Origin of the sequence: Hafnia sp. HMSC23F03, from assembly GCF_001816025.1 — a bacterium.
Taxonomy (GTDB): Bacteria; Pseudomonadota; Gammaproteobacteria; order Enterobacterales; family Enterobacteriaceae; genus Hafnia; species Hafnia paralvei.
Window position 1 is genome coordinate 18,098 of record NZ_KV824201.1, and the last position, 21,701, is coordinate 39,798.

18 protein-coding genes and 1 tRNA gene are annotated in these 21,701 nt (G+C 42.1%); 15 read left to right on the forward strand and 4 right to left on the reverse strand.

Features of this window, described 5'->3' with window-relative positions; genetic code table 11:
* Positions 1-908 precede the first annotated feature (908 nt).
* The 10 genes from HMPREF3091_RS04140 to HMPREF3091_RS04185 all read left to right on the forward strand — a co-directional run bounded on the left by HMPREF3091_RS04140 (position 909) and on the right by HMPREF3091_RS04185 (position 10,792).
* Complete coding sequence (locus tag HMPREF3091_RS04140) at positions 909-1,100, forward strand: hypothetical protein (RefSeq protein ID WP_070714420.1); 192 nt, start codon at positions 909-911, stop codon at positions 1,098-1,100.
* 221 nt (positions 1,101-1,321) lie between these two features.
* A complete protein-coding gene (locus HMPREF3091_RS04145) occupies positions 1,322-1,747 on the forward strand; it encodes a hypothetical protein (protein ID WP_070714422.1) in 426 nt (141 codons plus the stop codon).
* 159 nt (positions 1,748-1,906) lie between these two features.
* A complete protein-coding gene (locus HMPREF3091_RS04150; RefSeq protein ID WP_070714423.1) occupies positions 1,907-2,431 on the forward strand; it encodes a hypothetical protein in 525 nt (174 codons plus the stop codon).
* A gap of 932 nt (positions 2,432-3,363) precedes the next feature.
* Entirely contained in the window at positions 3,364-3,810 is a 447-nt protein-coding gene (locus HMPREF3091_RS04155; protein WP_070714426.1) for a hypothetical protein, read from the forward strand.
* A gap of 108 nt (positions 3,811-3,918) precedes the next feature.
* Complete coding sequence (locus HMPREF3091_RS04160; RefSeq protein ID WP_070714428.1) at positions 3,919-4,218, forward strand: hypothetical protein; 300 nt, start codon at positions 3,919-3,921, stop codon at positions 4,216-4,218.
* A 633-nt stretch (positions 4,219-4,851) separates the two neighbouring features.
* Positions 4,852-4,927 (forward strand) — tRNA-Asn (locus tag HMPREF3091_RS04165).
* Between the two features lie 428 nt (positions 4,928-5,355).
* Positions 5,356-7,500 carry a methylmalonyl-CoA mutase gene (gene scpA, locus HMPREF3091_RS04170; protein ID WP_070714430.1) on the forward strand — a complete coding sequence of 715 codons (2,145 nt, stop codon included), beginning with the start codon at positions 5,356-5,358 and terminating at the stop codon, positions 7,498-7,500.
* Entirely contained in the window at positions 7,493-8,488 is a 996-nt protein-coding gene (gene meaB, locus HMPREF3091_RS04175; protein ID WP_070714433.1) for a methylmalonyl Co-A mutase-associated GTPase MeaB, read from the forward strand. Before scpA ends, meaB begins: the two co-directional genes overlap by 8 nt.
* A gap of 12 nt (positions 8,489-8,500) precedes the next feature.
* Positions 8,501-9,286, forward strand: coding sequence for a methylmalonyl-CoA decarboxylase (scpB, locus tag HMPREF3091_RS04180; RefSeq protein WP_004091376.1), 786 nt, complete (start codon positions 8,501-8,503; stop codon positions 9,284-9,286).
* Positions 9,287-9,310: 24 nt separating this feature from the next.
* The gene (locus HMPREF3091_RS04185) at positions 9,311-10,792 is read left to right on the forward strand and encodes a succinate CoA transferase (protein ID WP_070714435.1); all 1,482 of its coding nucleotides are present in this window, start codon (positions 9,311-9,313) and stop codon (positions 10,790-10,792) included.
* Between the two features lie 3 nt (positions 10,793-10,795).
* Here HMPREF3091_RS04185 and HMPREF3091_RS04190 read toward each other — a convergent pair whose 3' ends face one another.
* Positions 10,796-11,689 (reverse strand): LysR family transcriptional regulator SrsR, encoded by an 894-nt coding sequence (locus tag HMPREF3091_RS04190; protein ID WP_004091374.1) that lies wholly within the window; start codon positions 11,687-11,689, stop codon positions 10,796-10,798.
* A gap of 554 nt (positions 11,690-12,243) precedes the next feature.
* On the opposite strand from HMPREF3091_RS04190, the gene ydiK reads away from it, so the two are divergent.
* The 4 genes from ydiK (at position 12,244) to HMPREF3091_RS04210 (ending at position 18,571) form a co-directional block, all read left to right on the forward strand.
* Positions 12,244-13,347, forward strand: a complete 1,104-nt coding sequence (gene ydiK / locus HMPREF3091_RS04195; protein ID WP_070714438.1) for an AI-2E family transporter YdiK — start codon at positions 12,244-12,246, stop codon at positions 13,345-13,347.
* Between the two features lie 358 nt (positions 13,348-13,705).
* Positions 13,706-14,440, forward strand: coding sequence for a hypothetical protein (locus tag HMPREF3091_RS04200; RefSeq protein WP_246839954.1), 735 nt, complete (start codon positions 13,706-13,708; stop codon positions 14,438-14,440).
* Positions 14,441-14,574: 134 nt separating this feature from the next.
* Entirely contained in the window at positions 14,575-17,409 is a 2,835-nt protein-coding gene (locus HMPREF3091_RS04205; RefSeq protein ID WP_070714441.1) for an RCC1 domain-containing protein, read from the forward strand.
* Between the two features lie 214 nt (positions 17,410-17,623).
* Positions 17,624-18,571, forward strand: a complete 948-nt coding sequence (locus tag HMPREF3091_RS04210) for an HvnC protein (RefSeq protein ID WP_070714442.1) — start codon at positions 17,624-17,626, stop codon at positions 18,569-18,571.
* A gap of 113 nt (positions 18,572-18,684) precedes the next feature.
* On the opposite strand, the gene HMPREF3091_RS04215 is transcribed toward HMPREF3091_RS04210, so the two are convergent.
* On the reverse strand, positions 18,685-18,885 hold the full coding sequence (locus tag HMPREF3091_RS04215) for a hypothetical protein (protein WP_004091367.1): 201 nt from the start codon (positions 18,883-18,885) through the stop codon (positions 18,685-18,687).
* 525 nt (positions 18,886-19,410) lie between these two features.
* On the opposite strand from HMPREF3091_RS04215, the gene HMPREF3091_RS04220 reads away from it, so the two are divergent.
* On the forward strand, positions 19,411-19,701 hold the full coding sequence (locus HMPREF3091_RS04220; RefSeq protein WP_070714443.1) for a hypothetical protein: 291 nt from the start codon (positions 19,411-19,413) through the stop codon (positions 19,699-19,701).
* On the opposite strand, the gene HMPREF3091_RS04225 is transcribed toward HMPREF3091_RS04220, so the two are convergent.
* Positions 19,698-20,549: a LysR family transcriptional regulator gene (locus HMPREF3091_RS04225; protein ID WP_070714446.1), complete on the reverse strand. Its 852-nt coding sequence runs from the start codon at positions 20,547-20,549 to the stop codon at positions 19,698-19,700. The two genes, HMPREF3091_RS04220 and HMPREF3091_RS04225, sit on opposite strands and share 4 nt — an antisense overlap.
* A 294-nt stretch (positions 20,550-20,843) precedes the next feature.
* The coding region (locus HMPREF3091_RS04230; RefSeq protein ID WP_210403542.1) for an Ig-like domain-containing protein at positions 20,844-21,701 on the reverse strand (858 nt) is incomplete at its 5' end.

The following is a 21,701-nucleotide window of genomic DNA, read 5'->3' on the forward strand; positions in this document are numbered from 1 at the left end:
CCCACCGATAAATCCTTCAAGCTTACCGACAGTTTATAATATTGAAAAAGGCTACCTCACTCTTGAGGTTCGATTCTCTAACGGTTCACGATAGCTGTAAGAATGGGTAACAGCCACACGATTGTCAGCCTAAGTTGCGCTCTGTAAACACACCATAACAGTTACCGGTGCTGGCGAAAATGACGCGATACTGTTAATCCAGTACCAGTCAGGTTGTACCGTGAAATCCCCCGGCCGTGGGCCCAGAGCCGGTATGGCACGATAACAACACGTATATCAAAACGGGAAATTACTGGCGTTATCTAGCAGCAATAGAGCTCTTTGCACATTGAATTATTGGTTGGAGTCTGTTCGTTAGCGCTGATAAATTTAAAGTAACAGCCAACATCACCATTTGTACATATTCTTACATATCAGAAAGATTTTTACTTGCAAAACCACTCGATTCATCGGCCTCTCTCTAATAAGATTCAAATATTCAGAATCATCGAATCACTGGATTGGCAAGCCACCTCTCTTAGATAATATTTACACATATCCATGCACGCGCAGTGCTCATGCAGCTGAGGGCGGTAGCTTGGAGCAGGATCACGAATTGCTGACTTTGAAATCCAATTAACTTAGCTATCCGAGCCTCGGTGTAAGATCACAAAAAATATGTTTTTGGTACAAACAATAAGATTACCGTATAAGAATACAGTTTTAAAAATACAATTATGACTAAGGTTCTTAACCAGCAGTAAAATTTATGGTAAGTTAAAAAATCACACCTAGGATTATTATCATATTTGATATAAATAAGTTGGATATTTTTTCCTGACGGAATCATATCGTTTACCTGCAATATCCCCCTTTCATTTTCTCAACAATACGGATGTCACAAACTATTTCTTAAAGGAACTGCTGAAATGAAAAAATTTTTAAAATTTGTCATTATAGAAATATATCAAACCTTTATTTCACCTTGTATTGTGATTGCGGCTTTAGCACTAACTTTTTATATATCATATCCTTTATCGGAATATAATGGGGGATTGCCATATTTACTATCAATCATTGTTGCGATCGTCTTTTCATGGAAATTTGATAAATATCTATAGTCATTATAATTAGATATGTAGTCAAAACTTAAATCGTTTAATGTCATATGCTAAGAAAAAATTCTTTTAAGTTAGAAGCTAAACTTGTTGACTTACTGAATATTATTGTTGATCGCAGATGTGTCTATCATAATTCAAAACGGATACAAGAACTGATACCATATACTATTGCCTAAAAAACGACATATCACAGAATAATCTACTAACGTTCAGAGGTAAAAATGAATGATATAAACCATAACATTAGCTTTTTTGCTAATTTCGTTAATTGTTATACTGAAAACAATGTTTCGGTTATTGGTGTTGGTGATGACCCCAATGAACCAGAGCATTATATTATAATATCTCAATTTATTGAGGAAGATGAGGATATTGACAATTCAATTGATTTAGAAGGTCATTTTTTTAATGGGGTAATATGTGGTGCAATTAAATACATAGGTTTGAAGAGAAACAACCTATTGATTCGTTTATGTGAAAACAAAAGCATTGAAATCGATAAAATCGAAATAAGTCTAAATATTTCAACAAAAAAACTTAAATCACTAGTGGAGTATATCAATAAGATTTTTTCTCAGAGTAATATTGAAATTGAATTAGAACTTGAGACTGAAGAAGTGAAAGAAACTAGTATGGATAGACTATAATTTGTACGGAGTAGTACCTTGCGTATCCGCAGTACAAACCGAATAAAACTCATACTTGTAAGAATCATTTGTATTTTATTGCATTATATTTTCAACAAAAAATTGTTAGTACAATAAAATTCACCCATGACACCTAAATTTTTTACTAAGGCGAACTTCATGAATTGTACAAATTTAGCCATACTGACCCAGTATGATTGGATATGCAAAGAAGCTAAAAACAAAAAAATGATTACAGAATTTCCAGAACCACAGCGAATGAGAATAACCGGACTTCCTGCATCCCTAACTAATCTCATCATGTCTTATGACCTACTTGCAAACAAAAATGATACAGTTTGGTTCATAACACATGAGTTATTATTAGCCGAGCAAGATGAAAACTCATTCTCATGGAATGAGTTTGAAAAAGAGAGTTTGAATGCTGCAATAAGCCAAAATGACATGGCAAAAGTGAGTGAATTTTGGAGTAATCACTTTTGCTTCATTATGTCAGTAAAATCTGGCTACATACATATTTCCATTGTGACAAAAGGGGAAAATAAAGGGCAAATTGTATGGGGAGAAGAACCTGAATATGAGGATATAAATGTTCTGGCAAAAACATACGATGAATTTTGCTCAATTTTAACTAAGCATATTAGTGGAGTGAAAAAAAATGAAATATTAAACATTATCTTATGACGACACATTGGGAACGTTATGAATAAATATACAAGCAATGGAATAAGTGGTGTAGTTAATTCTCCTGGAAGTATTCAGTAGGTTTGTTGCGTAAAGAGGATATTCTTCAATGAAGATAACTACATTATTAACTGGATCTAACTTTAACTCATTGATTACCTGCGCTAGTGTCGCTGAAAACTACTTTAAAGAGAACATGGTTGACAAATGCATAAATAGAAATGATTATTTAAATAAATTGAAATCTGATTTAATGCATTTATCACTATTAACCATTGCAGTATATATTTCAATAAATATGATGTTAATTTTATTATTCACATTTCCTTATGCAATCATATCCTTTAGTTTCAACATTCCAACACCAATCATGGTAGCCCAAATATATATCCCTTCGTTATTTTTTTTGCTAGCATCAGTCTTTGCTTTTAAAATAATACTGAAAGGTAGACGCATAGGATTAACAATATACAAATACATGTTTCTTACTGGATGTTTTCTATTTTTCTTGTCTCTATTTTTTTATACTTCAACTGAAAAAGATTACTGGCAGATAAAAATTGCAAACGCAGGTATCCTTTTATGGTGTAGATGCTTGATGAATAGTCGTTCATTTGATGGATTGGTTAAATTTTATATTCACAGACGACTAACAGCGTCTTTTCCTTTCTCTGGGAGAACAAAACAGCGGTTGTAACCGTCCACTAAGCACTCATAAATTCACTAGGAGACACTTGTGAACGATAGCAATAAGATAATTGATTCTACAAAATCCATCGATTGCTATGAATGACCAAGACTCTGGTATTGTTTAACATGCCATACTGAATCATTGCTAGTATATGAGTTTATTTCAAAAATCACTAAAGCAAAGTATTCTAAAAACATTCCATATAATGGCTTGAGTTCGACTCTAGGAGTTTCATATTGTTATGTATATCCCTATTTTTTCAGAAACAGCATCACCTCAAAAAAAAATAGATGAAATTCGATCTATTTTCTTGCTAGCGCAGAAACAAATAAGGCAAAAAATTGTTGTTACTTTGCCCTACAACACGTGGTGTTATGTTTTACTGCCAGGAAGAATTGGTGAAAAAGCATGGCAAACGGTGTTATCGAGTGGATATCATTGCCTTTATTGTCAGGATAATTACCCTTGGGGAATACTACTTCACCCAGATGATGAATTTCATCCTGTAATTACAGATATTTTGTCAATCCAAAGTGACTTTGTTTATTTCATTGCATTTGCGGCAAATACTCCACCAGAAGATTGTCAGCTATTCACATGGATTAAAATATTAATGAAAAATAAGAGTTCCAACTCTTTACCTCCTTATGCCCTACTCACTTTTGAGTCTGGTTTCCTAATATTATAACAGCAACACATAATGATAATGGCAATGGTAATGGTAATGGCAATGGCAATGGCAATGGCAATGGCAATGGCAATATCTTTATCACATTTTTTCTAAAGTGCTAATTACATGACTAATATTCTCAATTATAATGAATGGACTAGAAAAGGGCGAGGGTTAAGATTTGAATTCTGCTCATCAGATGATGATATTTCATCTCTTATCAGAAAGAATTTTTTCGATGAGTCGGAGTTTCAATTATATATTATCGCTGGCTATTTTGTTAAGAATGCAAACGAATACATACCCAAGAGTTGTAAAATATTGCCAGAAGATATTCCTAAGTTCAAACAAAACGGAGTATGGGATTTTTTTATCGGAGCTGAGGAGATCACTCCTAGCGCTGAACTTATCTCTAGAAAGAGATAAACATATTGGGCTAATTGCACCATGTAATGGGCTAATAAACCTACAATATGGGAGAATGACAAAAATAGGGACTGCACCTCCAAGTATTGGCTTGGTTCATAAAGTTATCAATTATGAAAGTGGAGAAGTAATTGAACATAAAACATATGAGAAGATGTTTAGAAAATTTATCCGTACTCTTAAAAAATAATTTTGAAATAACATAAATATGGTAAATTACGGCTCGTAGAAACAACGAACATTTGAAAGCCTTGATTATCAAGACAATATCAGAAGAGATGAGCGCCCAAACAATAAAGGACACGGGAACGCAAGTTTTAGTGCCTATTTATATAAATGATCAAACGAATGGTTTGGTGAAGATGATTTGGTTAGCATAAAATTTCGTGATGATCTTTATACTATAGCTCAAATATTAAATCTGCCTGAAATGCAATTTTACGGTATATCTAGCGGCAATAGCGTATGGAAGAATATCAACTTAAATGACCGGACACCTCCTCCATTGGAAGTGGTTTAAGATTGATAATAAAAACAGCAACTTGCTGATTTGATAAGCAAACGATTCAGATGTTGGTTTTTAGACTTTACAAGGCACATCAAGCTCGCTATTATGCGCCTCGTTCACACGATTCCTCTGTAGTTCAGTCGGTAGAACGGCGGACTGTTAATCCGTATGTCACTGGTTCAAGTCCAGTCAGGGGAGCCAAATTAGAAAAGCCCGCTTAAGGAAACTTAAGCGGGCTTTTGCTTTTGTACTTCTTGACTCCTATTCCCTCCCCCGCGCCATGAGCAGTTCGATGTTGAGCATTTCAATTCAATAATTGCGATGGTGCACTGCACTCCATCGCGCTTTTCAGATTAGCGTCGGCAAGCAAATATAAAAAACATGAAGCTCTCCACATTTTTAGCCAATGACAGGCGTCGAATAATGATTGCCCAGTCTGTTCTTTTTTGCCCGCGACAACGCCCCTGAAAACGCGCTTACTTTAAACATGGCATTAACCCTACTTGAGGAGCGTTCTTTGCCCTCAACAACATTTTTGTATCTGAAATGATCCAAGTTACCAGCCGCCAAACCGTACATAAATGGCGCGATGTATGGCGCGTATTTTGCCCAAAACTAGGAGCAATAGAATGGTCAATATCCATGCGTGGGAAGAACTTGCAAATAAAGAGCTAGGCAGGCAAGGAAAAAAAGTTCAAGACTTAGTTCGTGAAACGTCAGAGGGGATCGCGGTTAAGTCGCTCTATACCGCGCACGATCTTGAAGGCTTAGAAGTCACTGACTCATTGCCAGGCATGGCCCCTTATGTTCGTGGTCCCCGTGCCACTATGTATGCTGGGCAGCCTTGGACCATCCGCCAATACGCTGGTTTCTCCACTGCGAAAGAATCAAACGCATTTTATCGTCGCAATCTGGCCGCAGGACAAAAAGGGCTTTCCGTGGCCTTTGACCTTGCCACACACCGAGGTTATGACTCAGATAACCCACGCGTGGCAGGTGACGTAGGGAAAGCCGGTGTTGCAATTGATAGCGTTGAAGATATGAAGGTGCTGTTTGACCAGATACCGCTGGATAAGATGTCGGTGTCTATGACAATGAATGGCGCGGTGCTACCGATTATGGCCTTTTATATTGTGGCAGCAGAAGAACAAGGCATCGGCCCTGAACTTCTCACGGGTACCATTCAAAACGACATACTAAAAGAATATCTGTGCCGTAATACCTATATTTATCCCCCTGCCCCCTCTATGCGTATCATTTCCGATATTATTGCGTGGAGTTCACAAAATATGCCGCGCTTTAACACTATTAGCATTAGCGGCTATCACATGAGTGAAGCTGGTGCTAACTGTGTACAGCAAGTGGCTTTTACCATCGCCGATGGCATTGAATACATCAAAGCCGCCTTAAAGGCCGGTTTAAACATAGATGATTTTGCTCCCCGCCTCTCTTTTTTCTTCGGTATCGGCATGGATCTGTTTATGAACATCGCCATGTTGCGTGCCGCACGTTATCTATGGAGCGAAGCGGTGAGCCAATTCGGGGCTACCAATCCTAAATCTCTCGCGCTGCGTACTCACTGCCAGACATCTGGATGGAGTCTCACCGAGCAAGATCCCTACAACAATATCGTCCGTACCACGATTGAAGCGTTGGGCGCCACACTTGGTGGCACCCAATCACTGCATACCAACGCCTTTGATGAAGCACTCGGTCTCCCCACTGATTTCTCAGCGCGCATCGCTCGCAACACTCAAATTATTATTCAAGAAGAATCAGAGATTTGCCGTACGATCGATCCGCTGGCGGGATCTTATTTTGTGGAGTCACTTACTGACCAAATCGTGAAACAGGCAAGGGCTATCATCCAAAAAATCGACGACGTTGGTGGTATGGCAAAAGCCATTGAAGTCGGATTGCCAAAGCGCATGATTGAGGAAGCATCCGCCAATGAACAGTCACTTATCGACCAAGGCAAACGCGTTATTGTCGGTGTGAATAAATACAAATTGGATAAGGAGGCTGAAACACAGGTCTTAGAGATCGATAACGTCAAAGTGCGTAATGAACAAATTGCCCAACTACAGCATATTCGCGCGACGCGAGACAATAACGCAGTACAACAAGCACTCACTCGTCTACGCCATGCGGCGCAGCACAACGAAAATCTGCTAGAAGTTGCCATTGAAGCGGCTCGCCTACGAGCCACCTTAGGTGAAATTTCAGATACGATAGAAGCCGTATTCGATCGTTATTTGGTGCCCAGTGAATGCGTTACTGGCGTAATTGCCCGTAGTTATCATCAATCCGAAAATGACGCGCAGGCATTCGACCAAATATTGGCACAAACCCAAAATTTTCTGACAGAAACTGGCCGTCGGCCACGTATTCTCATCGCTAAAATGGGGCAAGACGGCCATGACCGAGGCGCTAAAGTGATTGCTAGTGCCTACTCCGATTTAGGTTTTGATGTCGATCTCAGCCCAATGTTCTCAACGCCGCAGGAAATCGCACGCTTGGCTGTTGAAAACGATGTCCACGTTATTGGCGCATCGTCGCTCGCAGCTGGCCATAAAACCTTAATTCCTGAACTGATTGCAGCCCTACATCAATATGGGCGCCAAGATATCTGTGTGGTTGCAGGCGGCGTTATTCCTCCACAGGATTATACCTTCCTGCGCGAAAACGGCGTCTCTGCGATTTATGGGCCAGGCACTCCGATGCTGGTCAGCGTACGCGATGTTCTCCAGTTGATCAGTGCGCATCATGATTAACTCCCGAAATCTTGAAGATTGCCAGCAACGAATACGCCAAGGCGATCGTGCCGCACTCGCTCAGGCCATGACGCTAGTAGAAAGTAAGCTACCAGCGCATAGGGCTCTCAGTGCGCAACTGCTCGACAGACTGATGCCACATACTGGAAACGCTAAGCGACTAGGCATCACTGGCACACCAGGCGCTGGAAAAAGTACGTTTTTGGAAGCCTTTGGGGGAACGTTGATAGCGCACGGCCATCGTGTCGCAGTGATTGCCGTTGATCCGAGTAGCCCGATAAGTGGAGGAAGTATTCTAGGAGATAAGAATCGCATGCTGAATTTATCTCGCTCGGATCAAGCATTCATTCGCCCTGTGCCTTCCAGCTGTCATCTGGGCGGTATTAGCCCGCGCACACGCGAGCTGATTTTACTCTGTGAGGCGGCAAATTATGACGTGGTGATCGTAGAGACCGTTGGTGTTGGGCAATCAGAGACCGAAGTTGCCGAAATGGTGGACTGCTTTATCTCGTTACAGATTGCGGGCGCGGGTGATGATTTGCAAGGCATCAAGAAAGGCATTATGGAAATGGCCGATCTTGTCATTATCAACAAAGACGACGGTGAGAATCACGGCAATGTTGAAATCGCTCGCCACATGTATCACAGCGCATTGCAAATCATCCGACGCAAATATCCTGTATGGCAGCCTCAGGTTTTAACCTGCAGCGCACTGAAAAAACGCGGCATCAATGAAGTTTGGCAAGCGGTATTGGCCTTTTGGCAAGTTATGTCAGCCAGTGGGCAGCTCACCACATTGCGCCAGCAACAATCTTTAGGCTGGGTCCGCCGGCAAATCGAAGAGAACGCTCTGACGACCCTGTTCGCTCGTCCAGACGTCCAACTGCATTATCAGCACCTTGAACATATGTTACTGAGTAAACAACTTTCGCCGAGGGCGTGCGTTAATGACATTACCGACTTTATTACCCACAAGATTTTCAATTAAAGGACAACGACCATGTCTTATCAGTATGTCAAAGTGTTGATTGCCAATCGAGTTGGCATTATCGAGTTCAATCACACGCGTAAACTTAACGCGCTAAGCAAAGTCTTCATTGACGATTTAATGCAGGCGCTGCATGACCTAAACCATACCGATATCCGCTGCATTATTCTGCGAGCCCCTGAAGGTTCAAAGGTATTTTCTGCCGGACATGATATTCGTGAGTTACCAACTGGCCGCCGCGATCCACTTTCATACGATGACCCACTTCGCCAAATTACTCGGGTAATCCAAAAGTATCCCAAACCTATTATTTCTATGGTAGAAGGCAGCGTGTGGGGCGGTGCATTCGAAATGATCATGAGTTCAGATATTATCGTCGCCTGCGACACCTCAACCTTCTCCATGACACCCGTCAATCTAGGCGTTCCCTACAATCTAGTGGGGATCCACAACCTGATCCGCGATGCCGGATTCCATATCGTCAAAGAGTTAATTTTTACTGCCGCCCCCATCAGCGCCAAGCGTGCGTTAGCGGTTGGCATTCTTAACCATGTGGTAGAAACCAGCGAGCTGGAAGATTTCACCCTAAAACTGGCTCACGTCATTGCTGAAAAAGCACCGCTGGCGATTGCCGTGATTAAAGAAGAACTACGCGTTTTAGGCGAAGCACACACCATGAATTCTGATGAATTTGAACGTATACAAGGTTTACGACGGGCGGTATACGACAGTGATGACTATCACGAAGGAATGAAGGCTTTTATGGAAAAACGTAAACCCAATTTTCTTGGCCGCTAAACCTGTATAAACAAGGATCTCGTTATGAAGCCGTCATACTGCACAATGAGCGCCGACGAAGCGGCGGCTCATATTGATAATGGAAACATGGTGGCATTTAGTGGTTTTACCCCTGCAGGATCGCCAAAAGCCTTACCCAGCGCTATTGCCAAACGTGCACAAGAATTCCACCAGCAGCATAAAGCATTTCAGATCCGCCTCTTTACCGGGGCATCAATCAGCGCCCAGGCTGATGATATTTTGGCAGAAGCCGCCGCGGTATCATGGCGTGCGCCCTATCAAACTGCCCCGCTACTGCGTGAAAAGATTAACCAAGGAGAGATCAGCTTTGTCGATTTGCATCTGAGTGAGGTCGCTCAGATGGTGAACTACGGTTTCTTTGGCGATATTGATGTGGCGGTTATCGAGGCCTCTGCCGTGAGCGAGAATGGGAAAATTTACCTGACGAGTAGCATAGGTAATGCCCCCATTTTTATACAGAAAGCTAAGAAAATAATCATTGAATTAAATAGTTATCACAATACACGTGTAGGTGAACTGGCTGATATCGTTACTCTCGGAGCGCCTCCACGTCGCAATATACTGCCCATTTTTCATTCGCTCGATAAGGTCGGGGTTCCGTACGTGCAGGTTGACCCTAAAAAAATTATTGGCATTGTCGAAACGCATTTGCCCGATGAGGTGAATAGCCTCAACGTTGAAAATCCACTGTGCGAAAAAATCGCTGATAACGTGGTCAATTTTCTCCTTAACGAATTAAAGCTCGGACGCATTCCTGCCGAATTCCTACCGCTGCAAAGCGGCGTAGGAAATATCAATAACGCAGTGATGAAAAGATTAGGAAAAAATCCGGTTATTCCGCCATTTATGATGTACTCAGAAGTACTACAAGAATCAGTCGTTGGATTATTGGAAGAAGGAAAAATTACTGGTGCCAGTGCCTCTAGCTTAACGGTTTCTCCCGATTCGCTGGAAAAAATCTATGACAACATGGATTTCTTCGCTAATCGGATCGTATTACGACCACAGGAGATCTCTAATCATCCTGAAATTATCCGTCGGCTAGGCGTCATCGCTCTCAACGTAGGTCTGGAATTTGATATTTATGGTCATGCCAACTCGACTCATATTGCAGGCACCGAGTTGGTTAACGGCATTGGCGGCAGCGCAGATTTCGAACGCAACGCATATCTTTCAATTTTTATGGCACCGTCAATTGCCAAAGGAGGCAAAATCTCCACCATTGTGCCAATGTGCACCCACGTCGATCATAGCGAACATAGCGTAAAAGTGATCGTCACAGAGCAAGGCGTGGCTGATTTGCGCGGGTTATCGCCATTACAACGCGCAACCACCATTATCAACCACTGTGCACACCCCATGTATCGTGATTATTTGCATCGCTATCTAGAACTCTCGAAAGGAGGACATCTGCATCACAATCTGGCAGATGCGTTTCAACTGCATCAAAACTTATTCAAATCCGGGTCAATGTTAGCGGTTTGACGCTTAATTAAGCCCCTCACGATCGGCGTGAATATAGCCGATCGTTTTTTCTATTTGGTGGTTATTCTTTAGCGAATAAAGATACTCAGACATATACATGGGCTGATTCGGCGCATCGAAATATTTCAGCTTGGCCGGATTCACCAGACGATAGGCAAACTGAGGTACCACGGTAAGAAATTGGCCCTGTTCCACTGCGCTGATCTTTGCCATGAAGCTATAAGGACGATAAATAATCGTTGGGTTGATACCTATCGTGCGAAAGTGTGCGTCGAGCAAAGATTCAAAATTAGCGCGATTTTGAAATCGCATCTGCAGCCATGGCAGCGTATTTAATAGTTCAAGAGGTTGAACATTTTCAAAACGACGAGAAACCAGAAAGCCCAACCGTAACGGCGGCAGCTCCGTCGTTTGTAAACTACCAAGATGGGTCACTCGCTGCGAAGCTCGCTGGGGAGAAATAATAAAATCGACCCGACGATCGAGTAAATCATCAATCACACTATTTTCGCTAAATTCAAAAGGCTGCGCCGTAATGCCATCATACTTGTCACTTAGACTAAATAGCTGATCAAAAATAATAGTGGGATAGGTAATATCAATACCTATGACTATATTCTTTTGCCGATGTGACATTGCTGCAATCTCGTTATCAATGGCTGATAACCGTTGATAAATGGGGAAAAGTTCTTGATACAGCTCTTGACCCGCCTTGTTGAGGCTGATGCTATTTTCTTTGCGGGTAAACAATGCATACCCTACAAGTTCTTCTAGCGATGCAATGCTTTTCCCAAAGGGCGATGCCGTCATGTGTAGCTTTTCTGCCGCTTTGGCAATGCTGTTCGTTTGCGCCAATACGATAAAATTGCGCATTTTTCTTGATATAAAAATGTTCATTTTGAATGACGAAGACAAAGAAATCAGATAAGCAGCTTAAAGCGATTAGGCCAGTAATGTTATCGCGGCAATCGTACTGACATCACATTTTTACATGTTCAAACTTGGTTGGGATACCAAATCACCTTGCCGCCTAGAGGGCCGGAAAACAGTTCACACATAATCTCTCCTGTCATCAGGATAGCAGACTCCTTCTTCACCTGATATTTGTGAAAAATTACCGACACAATGCATTGTTGCCCTTCTCGATTAACAATCAATCCCAACAACCAGACGAAATAGTGAACATAGTCACTACACGGTTTGAAATATACTTTTAATTATCATGGATAATGATGCTCGCCTTATTAAGGCTATTCCCAGCACAAGATTCATTCATATATAAAATGAATTACAAAACATAATTCACAAAAATAATCATGAAACCTCTTGTGTCATTTTACCAAAATAATGATATCTAATTTCACCTATACTCTGAGCCCTAAATGTGGAGACATCGCCGCATTGGCTTAACGTTAGTTCAGTTCACCTTGATTATAATGTATTAATTTCATATGGATTTTTTCAAAATGGAAACGCTTCCAAAATACGACCTACCCAGAATTTTGTTTGGATGTTTATTTATATTATTGATGCTCATGACCTGTTTATGGGTCGCCAGACCATTTATCCTAAGTCTAATATGGGCCGGATTAGTCGTCATTGCCACATGGCCTCTGCTAATCCTATTTCAGCGCTGGTTACGCGGGAGTCGCCGCCTCGCAGTGCTCGTTTTAACGCTGCTTTTGGTTATTTTGTTTTTCCTACCCTTGGTGTTAATGGGGACCGCTGTTTTAGACAGTAGTGCCATGGTCATGGACAAAATAGCCTCACTTAAAGGCCATGGATTCCCCGATCTCACATGGCTTAAATCAATCCCCTTTATCGGAGCAAAACTCTATGCGCAATGGCAGGCCATTATTGTCGATCACGGACAGACCCTAGTCACTAAGCTCGAGCCTCACCTCCGGCAATGGGCTGCAACTGTGCTTACCCAGCTCAGTCATTTGGGGCAGCTTTTTGTTCACGGGATTTTAATGTTAGTAATCAGCGCGGTACTGTACGCCAAAGGTGAATCAATCAGCCTAGGAATACGTCATTTTGCCACACGTCTCGCCTCTGATCGCGGTGATGCAGCGGTGATTTTAGCGGCTCAGTCTATTAGGGCGGTCGCTATGGGCGTCGTCGTTACGGCAGTGGTACAGTCGGTCTTAGGAGGAATTGGCCTCGCTATTTGTGGCGTATCGGGTGCAATGTTGCTGACGGTATTGATGTTTGTGTTATGTCTCGCCCAGCTAGGCCCCGTTCTAGTCATGCTGCCTGCCACCGCATGGCTATTTTGGCACGGGGATACTTCATGGGGCAGTCTATTGCTGGTATGGAGTATTGTGGTTGGAGGATTAGATAATTTCCTTCGCCCTATGCTTATCCGCATGGGTGCGGATTTGCCTATGTTGCTAATTTTAACCGGCGTCATCGGTGGACTGCTTGCATTTGGTATGATTGGCCTATTTATTGGCCCCGCGGTACTCGCGGTCTCCTACCGTTTGATGTCTGCATGGGTGAGTGAAGTCCCTGCGCCTTCGGCATTAACCACAGGTGCTAAACACTCGCTCTAGCTAATCTGTATCTATAGAGCACATCCGTTAAAACGCGGCAGAACCCTCTGCCGCGTGAAAAATAAGAACGATTTATTACTTCACTGCGCTTTTCGCTTTTGCTTTAGCCTTAGATTTAGCCTGAGAGCATTGTATTGATATGCTCCCAAAAACACTCGCATATCTCATTCCACACGATATAAGCCAATGCAATATATTTAAGAATTGAGATTTTATAAGGCTATATTTATTTTCCTATTATCATCTAATGATACCTCAAACATCATTTTCTGCCCCCAGCCTACAAATATTATTTGTTATCTTGTTTTCGACGGTTAATCCGATGAAGCAGTTAAACATTAATTAAATGAGGTTTATTATGAACAAGTCAAAAACTCCTGTAAACGCAACACTGATGGCTGCGCCTTATGTTACTGGGGCGGAAGATGGAACTATTGATGCATCAGACGTTAATTTCGGTGTTCAATGTGAAATTAGTATGTGGGCTAACCCAAATTATGGTGACCGTGTAAGTCTATTTTGGGGCGAATTAGAACGTGTTCAGTTTTTGGAAGATACCACTCGTCCTTTAATTTATGACATTAAAGACGACTTTAATCCTTCAGCGCTGTCCGATGGCTTTTATGACGTGTATTACACCGTATTTGATGGTATTAACACCTCAACCTCTGAGGTAACAGCAGTCTCGGTTCAAGCCCATCTGAATCCAGGTTCATTGGCGGCGCCAGATATTGTTGATGCTGATGATGATGGCGCAGTTGGCTATGATGAAGCAGTGGATGGCGTTGATATTCATGTGAATTATACTGGTATGGCGGAAGGCGATATCATCGCACTTAAACTGCAAGGGTTCGATGATGAAACCAATGCAATTAAAGAGGACTATACTGCTCCGGATTACACCGTTACCACTGGCGACATTTCTGCAGGTTATGCTCTGTTCACCGTTCCTTATACCGGTGAGTTCGAAAATATTGGCGAAAATGCCTATGCTGAATGCTGGTATAGCGTTACCGTACTTGCCGATAATAGCCACCTGTCATCTCAGGTAACTAAAATTGTTGTTGACGTTGTTCCTCCTTACGGCCATTAATTTTATCTTAAAAAGATAAACTATCACCTAAACATTCATTGCTAGGTAATTAATAAAACTGGCGTCGTTAATTATTACCGACGCCAGTTTTTTAATCTTGCAAGGAGATATTATTTTATGGAGAAGACAGCTATATGATTTCCTCTAGCGATCTATTTGCAACAAAATTCCCACAAATGGCAGATGATGGAGTCATTGACCAAGATGAACTGGATAGCGCAGGCGGCGTATTATTTGAAGTTCCAGCATATTCTGATGCTGCCGTCGGTGACTACATTACATTTAATTTTGATGTCGAGAAAAGCTTTTATTTGTATTTAGAAAGCGAGCCGGTGAGCCAATATTTCCCATGGTCCGGTACCGTACCGCAGGATCTTCTCATAGACGGCAGTTATCAGGCGTGGTACACCGTCATTGATTATATTGGTAACCCAGCTGCCTCACCAATATCTACCGTCTTTATCGATCGTTCCCATCAAGGAACTCTGCCACCGCCAACATTTCCGGAAGCTATCGACAACGTTATTAATGACAGCGCGGCGGTAAGCGGCGGCGGCACTCCCGTGGCAATACCGGCATACGCTAATATAGCCGTGGATGACAACGTGTTAGTGTACTGGAATGGTTTTGACGAGCAAAACCAAGCGATCCCTGACAGTGCAACTACAGTCGCCTATACGGTAAAAGCAGCCGATCTCATTAATGGATTTACCGTTACTATAACCACTCCATATATCACCAGTATTGGTGAAGGCACCGCGCAGGCATGGTATACGGTGCACAGTGGATCACGCATTCCTGAGCGTTCCGTAAACTCGATGCCGGTTATCATTGATACCGTTTGCGAATGCCTACCTGCGCCAGTCTTCCCTGACGGCACTGATGGCTGGATTGATGCCAATGAAGCATTAAACGGTACACCGCTTTCTGTGCCAATTTATAGCAACATGCGCGTCGGTGACATCGTGACAACATACTGGCAGGGTTATACTTCTAGCGGAGTATTGATAAGCGCAGCCTATGATAAGCAGCAACACCCTGTCGCCGCCGCCGACCTCGTTGCCGGTTTTAGTGTTACCCTTCCCGAAGCTGCATTGTATGCAATTAACGTCGGCTATGGGCAGGCCTACTACAGCGTGGACTTCACACAAAGCGCCAGCACGGGGACATCGCTAACTGCACAGGTCAATGTAGATACCGAGCACTGTACTTGTTTACCCGCCCCAACCTTCCCAGAAGCAGTACAGGGCGTAATTGATACCAACGCGGCAACCAGCAATGGCGGAACGCCGATGGCAGTGACCTATTCGCCGATGCAAATTGGCGATACGGTGACGTTACAATGGACAGGCTACCACAACGGCAGCCTCACGCCGGTGCCTGGTGCCGTGTTTAGCCTGACGGTTGAGGTTAACGAAGCTAACATCCGCGCAAATCAAATTGTCATCGTCATCCCGACGCAGTTTATCCTCGCCATTGGCGATGGCTACGCCGTCGGAAATTATCAGGTAGCTTACCGTGCTGGTGGGATCGGTTACTCAGAAGATGGTGATGTGGTTATAAGCCAAAAAACGCAGCCTTCAATCAAAGTTATGGGTGCACGCACGAGTATGCACGCATCAGGGCAGTCACAGGTGGGACGATTATGCGCATTTGATGCTCTGACGGGAACACCGATGAGAGCCTATTGGTACTATGAAGGAGAAAGTCCAGCTACGGCCACATACAGCTTTATTGATACCAAACCCTCATGTCCCCTTGTCGTATGTAATGCCAGCCGTAATACCGATTTGATCACGCTCAATCCCTCCAATATCACGGGGAATGGGAGTTGGTCTGACGACGAAACCACCTCTGGTTCGTTCGTTGCTTTACTCAATGACAACAGCGTTCTTGGCTGGGGAAATCCGCAATATGGCGGTTCAACGCCGCCTGCTTGCTATAACCAAAGCGCCTATGCGCTTTATGCTACTTTTAAAGCCTTCGCCTTTTTGCACAGCTCGGGTTCGGTATATGCATGGGGCGATAGCCAAGAAGGAGGTGCAGTACCAAGCAACATTCTGTCACGTAGTGATTGGCTTGAGCTTGCTGCTGCCGAAGGCACCTTCGCTTGTCGTGGTAGCCATTCCCCATATATTCAAGTCTGGGGATGGGGTCTTAATGGTGATTCCCCCTTCAACCTCAATGTACCGAGTAACATTGCTTGCATGTCTGATCTAGTTTCATTGCATGCCGGCGATAACGCATTTGCCACCGTAAGCGCCGCTGGAAAGGTATATGCGTGGGGAGATAAAACCGCGGGCGGCAGCGTACCAAGCAATATTAGTTGCTTAAGTAATATTACATCGTGCTGCTCTTCTCGCCGCGCCTTCAGTGTTATCTATGGATGCGGAAAAATTGCCGCATGGGGCGATAGCGATTATGGTTCCAATGCATCCAGTGTTTCATGGGTACAGAATGCATCACGTTTGGTCGCTACCGAATCAGCGTTCACCGCATTACTGAGCACCGGGGGTATGGCGTGCTGGGGTTATAACGAGTTTGGCGGCAACATGCCAAGCCAGTATGCCAGCAGGACGGATATTGTCGATGTTAAAGCAACCTATGGGGCTTTTGCTGCACTATGCGCCGATGGCAGCGTTTTAACATGGGGAAGCAGCGAATATGGCGGAAATAGCAAAAGCGTGTCTTCGGCCTTAATCAACGTAGTCTCAATTGCAGCTAACGCCACCAGTTTTGCCGCATTAAAAGAAGATGGGAGCTTAGTTGTCTGGGGTAATTCCCTCTATGGAGGATCTACATGCAATGCCACTGGAACATTGGAAGATGTATTAGCCGTATATGGTAACACCCACGCCTTCATTGCTTTAAAAGCAGACGATAGCGTAGTGGCATGGGGAGAAAATGCATCTGGTGTATCCACGCTTCCGGCTATGCTGGATGGAAATATCTCTTATTTAAAAAAATAATATCTCCTCCACTATTTTAAATAGTTACCAAAAAAGCCAAAGAAAATTCTCTTTGGCTTTTTTATTATTTAACGCAGGCAATTTCTGCCTAGCCAAAAATATTTATTGCCCAGCATGATGAATATTTAATTTGTAATATAGGTTTAGATATTGGCAAGAAATAAGCACCAATATCATTGCAGATATTATCTAATAAACTTATCAAGGCAATAATATGAAAATCAATCGTTCTATTCTATTTTTCGTTTTCCTGAATTTATTTGTACATTTTTCCTATGCGCAAAATTGGCATAGCGAAAAATTAAAATATCAGAAATCCCATCCACAAATGCTCACCAGTTCACAACCTTCAGGATCTAGCGTCGCCTCGTTGTTGAACGCAAGCTTTAAAGATACCGCAAAAGGATGTGATAGCAATAAATTACCGGCCTTCTTATGTACTGGCGTTATGCTTCGCGGAACCCAATACTCCAGCTCGTATCACGCCTGGGACCCAAGTCCGAGCTCACAAAGTAGTGGCGGTGTGTCATTTTCCTATCTTCGTGCCGACTCACAATATAACAAGTTAGCCTATGGCTATGTTAATGGTTTTATATTTTATCCCTATTTTTCTGCCCCTGACGGAAAATATACCGACATTGATGTCATGTGTTCATACCCAATAGATGCAGGAACGGAGAACCGTACCAACAAAGGCTGTGGCGCCTCTAATACTTATCCATCACAAAGCGGTGCTTGTCAGGCTCAGGGAATAACCACCGCCGAACAATGGTATTCTCATTACCAACAAGGCAACGGAAACCACAGCTATCAATGTGGCTTTACTACCGCAGATGATAGCCAATATGATACGGCTGATAGTTTTTATCAGTCTATACTCAGCATGGCAAAAATATATCAACAGTCTTTCAATGAACAAAATGAACTGCGTTTGGCAACTTGGGCCCAAGGTATGCAAAATACGCTTCCTATTGAGGCCTTTTTCTATCTTAAAGGAAGCAGCTATGGTTTAAGCTCTGCACAAAATGACCAGAGAGATTTTAGTGCAAGTACATCTAAAAAACTCTGGGTTCCAGTGATTGAATTAACGCTTCCGCAATCATCAGGGCAAAAAGCAACATTTACTTACCGAGACTCAGATCAAGCTATCTTGAACAAATAACTAATCTGTTTATTTTAAGTTCTCTCACCCACTAGTCTATCTAGTGGGTTTTTTATAAGTAAAAATGCCGCATTCAATCGAATGCGGCATGGTGATTTTATTCAAGCATAAATTTATTGCTGTGTCTTCTCCTTATTATTCCCAACAACATAAGCATCCCCATTGATAGTCAGAGATTTATTATCATTACCAACCACAATGTGTGCAACATCCTTTCCATCATGAGTCTTTGTCTGATGATTTTGTTCAGAACTACTGCATCCTGCTAGCAGGACATTTAAAATAATCAGAAGCGATACCTTTAAATTTTTCATATTATTATTCCTACAATAACTGTTGATTGTTATCTTTTGATAAAATTCAATAAAAAATAGATTAGTCATGTTAAGCATTACATTATTCTTAACTTTCCTCCTCCACGGACATAGCCGAATAAATCCGACAACACAATATGACCTAATTTATTGTTGTAGTGTGGGTAGTTTTTGAGTTAGCTAAGTTTATTTTTGATATCAATATTATTATGTTTAATACTTACAGTTGATTATGGTAGGAACTTAATAATAATCAATACTATAAAGTGATTAATGGAGGGCATAAAACGAATTTTTATGCGCAAAAAATGCCCCGCACTGCTTGAAAAAAATCAGTAACATTGTCTGCTAATTAACATCTATAAGATAAAACCTCGACTGATAGCCTATTTAATTAACTCTGGGCAATCATTAAAATCATGCATTCTCTGTGGGAATGATAATTGAACAACATTCCTTGATCAGAATTCTCGATAAGAGTATCGAGAGTAACTTGATGTGAGCATATAAAATTAAGAGGTATAAATGGATAATAACGTATCTGAACTTTCGCTAACTGAAGTCGCACGACTGATAGATACTTTAATGACATGTCTAACCATTGAGGAAGGCGGGGCAAGTTTGGCTAACGTAAATCTAAGCTTTATTTATGATATTGAGTCACGGTTTGAAGCTAGATTTATTTCTATCGAGGCCGGAGTCCCTCGGCTAACAGATCAATCCATTGTTCTGCTAGAGTGCATAATGCTACATGCTAAACATAATCCAGACTTTCTTTTCTCCCTTAAGGAAATATCCGAATTAGGTTGTTTTTAAGCAAGATCTTCAATAATTTCAATAATCTTATTAAATATAGGTAGTTCTTTTGTCTGTAGATTATGATAAACAGTCTTATTAATAATAAGATCTCTGAACGTAATCTTTTTCACTCCCTTAATCTGATATATATCAGCCATACTCTCCGGTAACACGACAATAGCATTCCCATGCGCTACGGTATAAAGCATCGCAAAGAGGTCAGAATCGACTTCTTGAAAGTGCAAAAAGGGAAGATGATTTTTTAATGAAAATGAAAGACAGTTTTTAATTTGCTCAATATAAGGAGAAGATTTAATCAATACAGGGACTAAGTGCATGTAGTCTGGATCGCATAAATGTTCATGACTCACTTTCTCTGGAACTAAAATGCTAAGATAGTCAGTAGAAAGGACAACTTTATGGTTACCTTCTATATCACTTAATCCCCTAAAAGAGAATATAATAGTACTCGACGCTTGTTTCAAATGCGCCATAATCTCTGGCGTTACAAAGATCCGATGATGAGTAAACTGCATTCCTTCTGATTCGAGAATTGAAATATAATATTTATAAATATTATATGGCATGCTCACATCAAAAATAAGGTTTACCTTGATGTTTTTTGATTTATGACTAAGATCGTCTTCTATTGCCGCAAGCGTATCATGAATTGGCTTTATCTTCTTATATAATGAAACAGCCAATGGTGTTGCTTCCAGCGTATTGTATTTGCGTATAAATAACTTCCCATCCAATCTCTCCTCCAAATCACAAATAACCTTCCCTAAAGGAGAACGCGTGATGCAAAGTATCTCAGCCGCCCGAGTAATACTTTTCTCCTCCATGGTTACAATAAAATACCTCATTCTTTTTGATAGCAAGAAGTTCACGATTTACCTCATAATCACGACATCCAAATCTAGAGCATTCAGCATATACGATGCATTGTAATAGCACGGGGCATTAATAGTGTTTTCAGGTATCAAAAAAAATGCGCCATTAACCATTTTTAGACCAATTTTATTATTTGAATTCTATTTAATGAATTTAGTTAAAACAGACAAATTAAAGATATCTAGTGAAAATTTGATAGGCATTTATTGGCTTAAAATATATAAAGGCCGATGGGTTAACATCGACCTTTATACCAATCCCCTCAATTATTCGACGGTGTCAATTGTGCCGCCAGCAGACCCCACTATCACCGATTGAGTACTTGGCCTCGTTACCTGAACTTTAGCAGTGAACGCTCGCGCTCCTCCCTGTGGAGAATCAATACCTTGCAGTGCACTGGCAGGAACAGTCAGTATGACCGTATTAGATTTAGACGCAGCATCAGCAGCCGTTGTGGTGTATACCGATGAAACATAATTATGACTATTAGGATCGTCGGTCGTTGCCTGTACGTAAAATGTAACAAACAACTGATCGCCAGCCAATAACCCTGAATAATAGGCGTTCACCTGAGTACCATTCGCCGCATCACTGGCCGTTATAGTCGGATTGGCTTCGGGCACCGATACGTATACCGGCCCATAGACCATTGGTTCAAAATTGACAGTATTAGAACCTTGAACGCCTTGCACCTCAGCCGTCACCTTCACCGACTCAGCAACTTTATCCGTAACGCCTACCGTAGCCTCACCCTTAGAATCTGTAATTTGAGTCGTGCTTGAGCCTAGAATAGAGGCCGTCGGCGAGTAGATAATCCATTTCACAGGCTGATTAGCCACCGGATTGCCATCGCGATCTGTTACCAAAACTTTAGCCCGATCGTCGTCAATATTGTTGGCCTCTCGGTTAGTGCGGGTAGCTGTAACCACAACATTCTTCACGACAGCAGCAAAAATAGCTTGGGTTTCCCCCCTTTTTCCTCCTGCGGCCGCCGTGATAGTAACACTCCCCGCCGCTGAGTTTTTCACCGCCACATGCGCTTCGCCCTGCGCATCCGTGGTAGTACTTTGTTCGGTGATTGCCGCCGTGTTGCTATCGCTGAGGCTCCATGCCACCGCCACGTT

What these genes read in the sequence shown, in the direction of transcription:
- HMPREF3091_RS04140 (WP_070714420.1), top strand. Translation starts at nt 909, where the DNA reads ATGAAAAAATTTTTAAAATTTGTCATTATAGAAATATATCAAACCTTT.
- HMPREF3091_RS04145 (WP_070714422.1), top strand. Translation starts at nt 1,322, where the DNA reads ATGAATGATATAAACCATAACATTAGCTTTTTTGCTAATTTCGTTAAT.
- HMPREF3091_RS04150 (WP_070714423.1), top strand. Translation starts at nt 1,907, where the DNA reads ATGAATTGTACAAATTTAGCCATACTGACCCAGTATGATTGGATATGC.
- HMPREF3091_RS04155 (WP_070714426.1), top strand. Translation starts at nt 3,364, where the DNA reads ATGTATATCCCTATTTTTTCAGAAACAGCATCACCTCAAAAAAAAATA.
- HMPREF3091_RS04160 (WP_070714428.1), top strand. Translation starts at nt 3,919, where the DNA reads ATGACTAATATTCTCAATTATAATGAATGGACTAGAAAAGGGCGAGGG.
- scpA (WP_070714430.1), top strand. Translation starts at nt 5,356, where the DNA reads ATGGTCAATATCCATGCGTGGGAAGAACTTGCAAATAAAGAGCTAGGC.
- meaB (WP_070714433.1), top strand. Translation starts at nt 7,493, where the DNA reads ATGATTAACTCCCGAAATCTTGAAGATTGCCAGCAACGAATACGCCAA.
- scpB (WP_004091376.1), top strand. Translation starts at nt 8,501, where the DNA reads ATGTCTTATCAGTATGTCAAAGTGTTGATTGCCAATCGAGTTGGCATT.
- HMPREF3091_RS04185 (WP_070714435.1), top strand. Translation starts at nt 9,311, where the DNA reads ATGAAGCCGTCATACTGCACAATGAGCGCCGACGAAGCGGCGGCTCAT.
- HMPREF3091_RS04190 (WP_004091374.1), bottom strand. Translation starts at nt 11,689, where the DNA reads ATGAACATTTTTATATCAAGAAAAATGCGCAATTTTATCGTATTGGCG.
- ydiK (WP_070714438.1), top strand. Translation starts at nt 12,244, where the DNA reads ATGGATTTTTTCAAAATGGAAACGCTTCCAAAATACGACCTACCCAGA.
- HMPREF3091_RS04200 (WP_246839954.1), top strand. Translation starts at nt 13,706, where the DNA reads ATGAACAAGTCAAAAACTCCTGTAAACGCAACACTGATGGCTGCGCCT.
- HMPREF3091_RS04205 (WP_070714441.1), top strand. Translation starts at nt 14,575, where the DNA reads ATGATTTCCTCTAGCGATCTATTTGCAACAAAATTCCCACAAATGGCA.
- HMPREF3091_RS04210 (WP_070714442.1), top strand. Translation starts at nt 17,624, where the DNA reads ATGAAAATCAATCGTTCTATTCTATTTTTCGTTTTCCTGAATTTATTT.
- HMPREF3091_RS04215 (WP_004091367.1), bottom strand. Translation starts at nt 18,885, where the DNA reads ATGAAAAATTTAAAGGTATCGCTTCTGATTATTTTAAATGTCCTGCTA.
- HMPREF3091_RS04220 (WP_070714443.1), top strand. Translation starts at nt 19,411, where the DNA reads ATGGATAATAACGTATCTGAACTTTCGCTAACTGAAGTCGCACGACTG.
- HMPREF3091_RS04225 (WP_070714446.1), bottom strand. Translation starts at nt 20,549, where the DNA reads ATGAGGTATTTTATTGTAACCATGGAGGAGAAAAGTATTACTCGGGCG.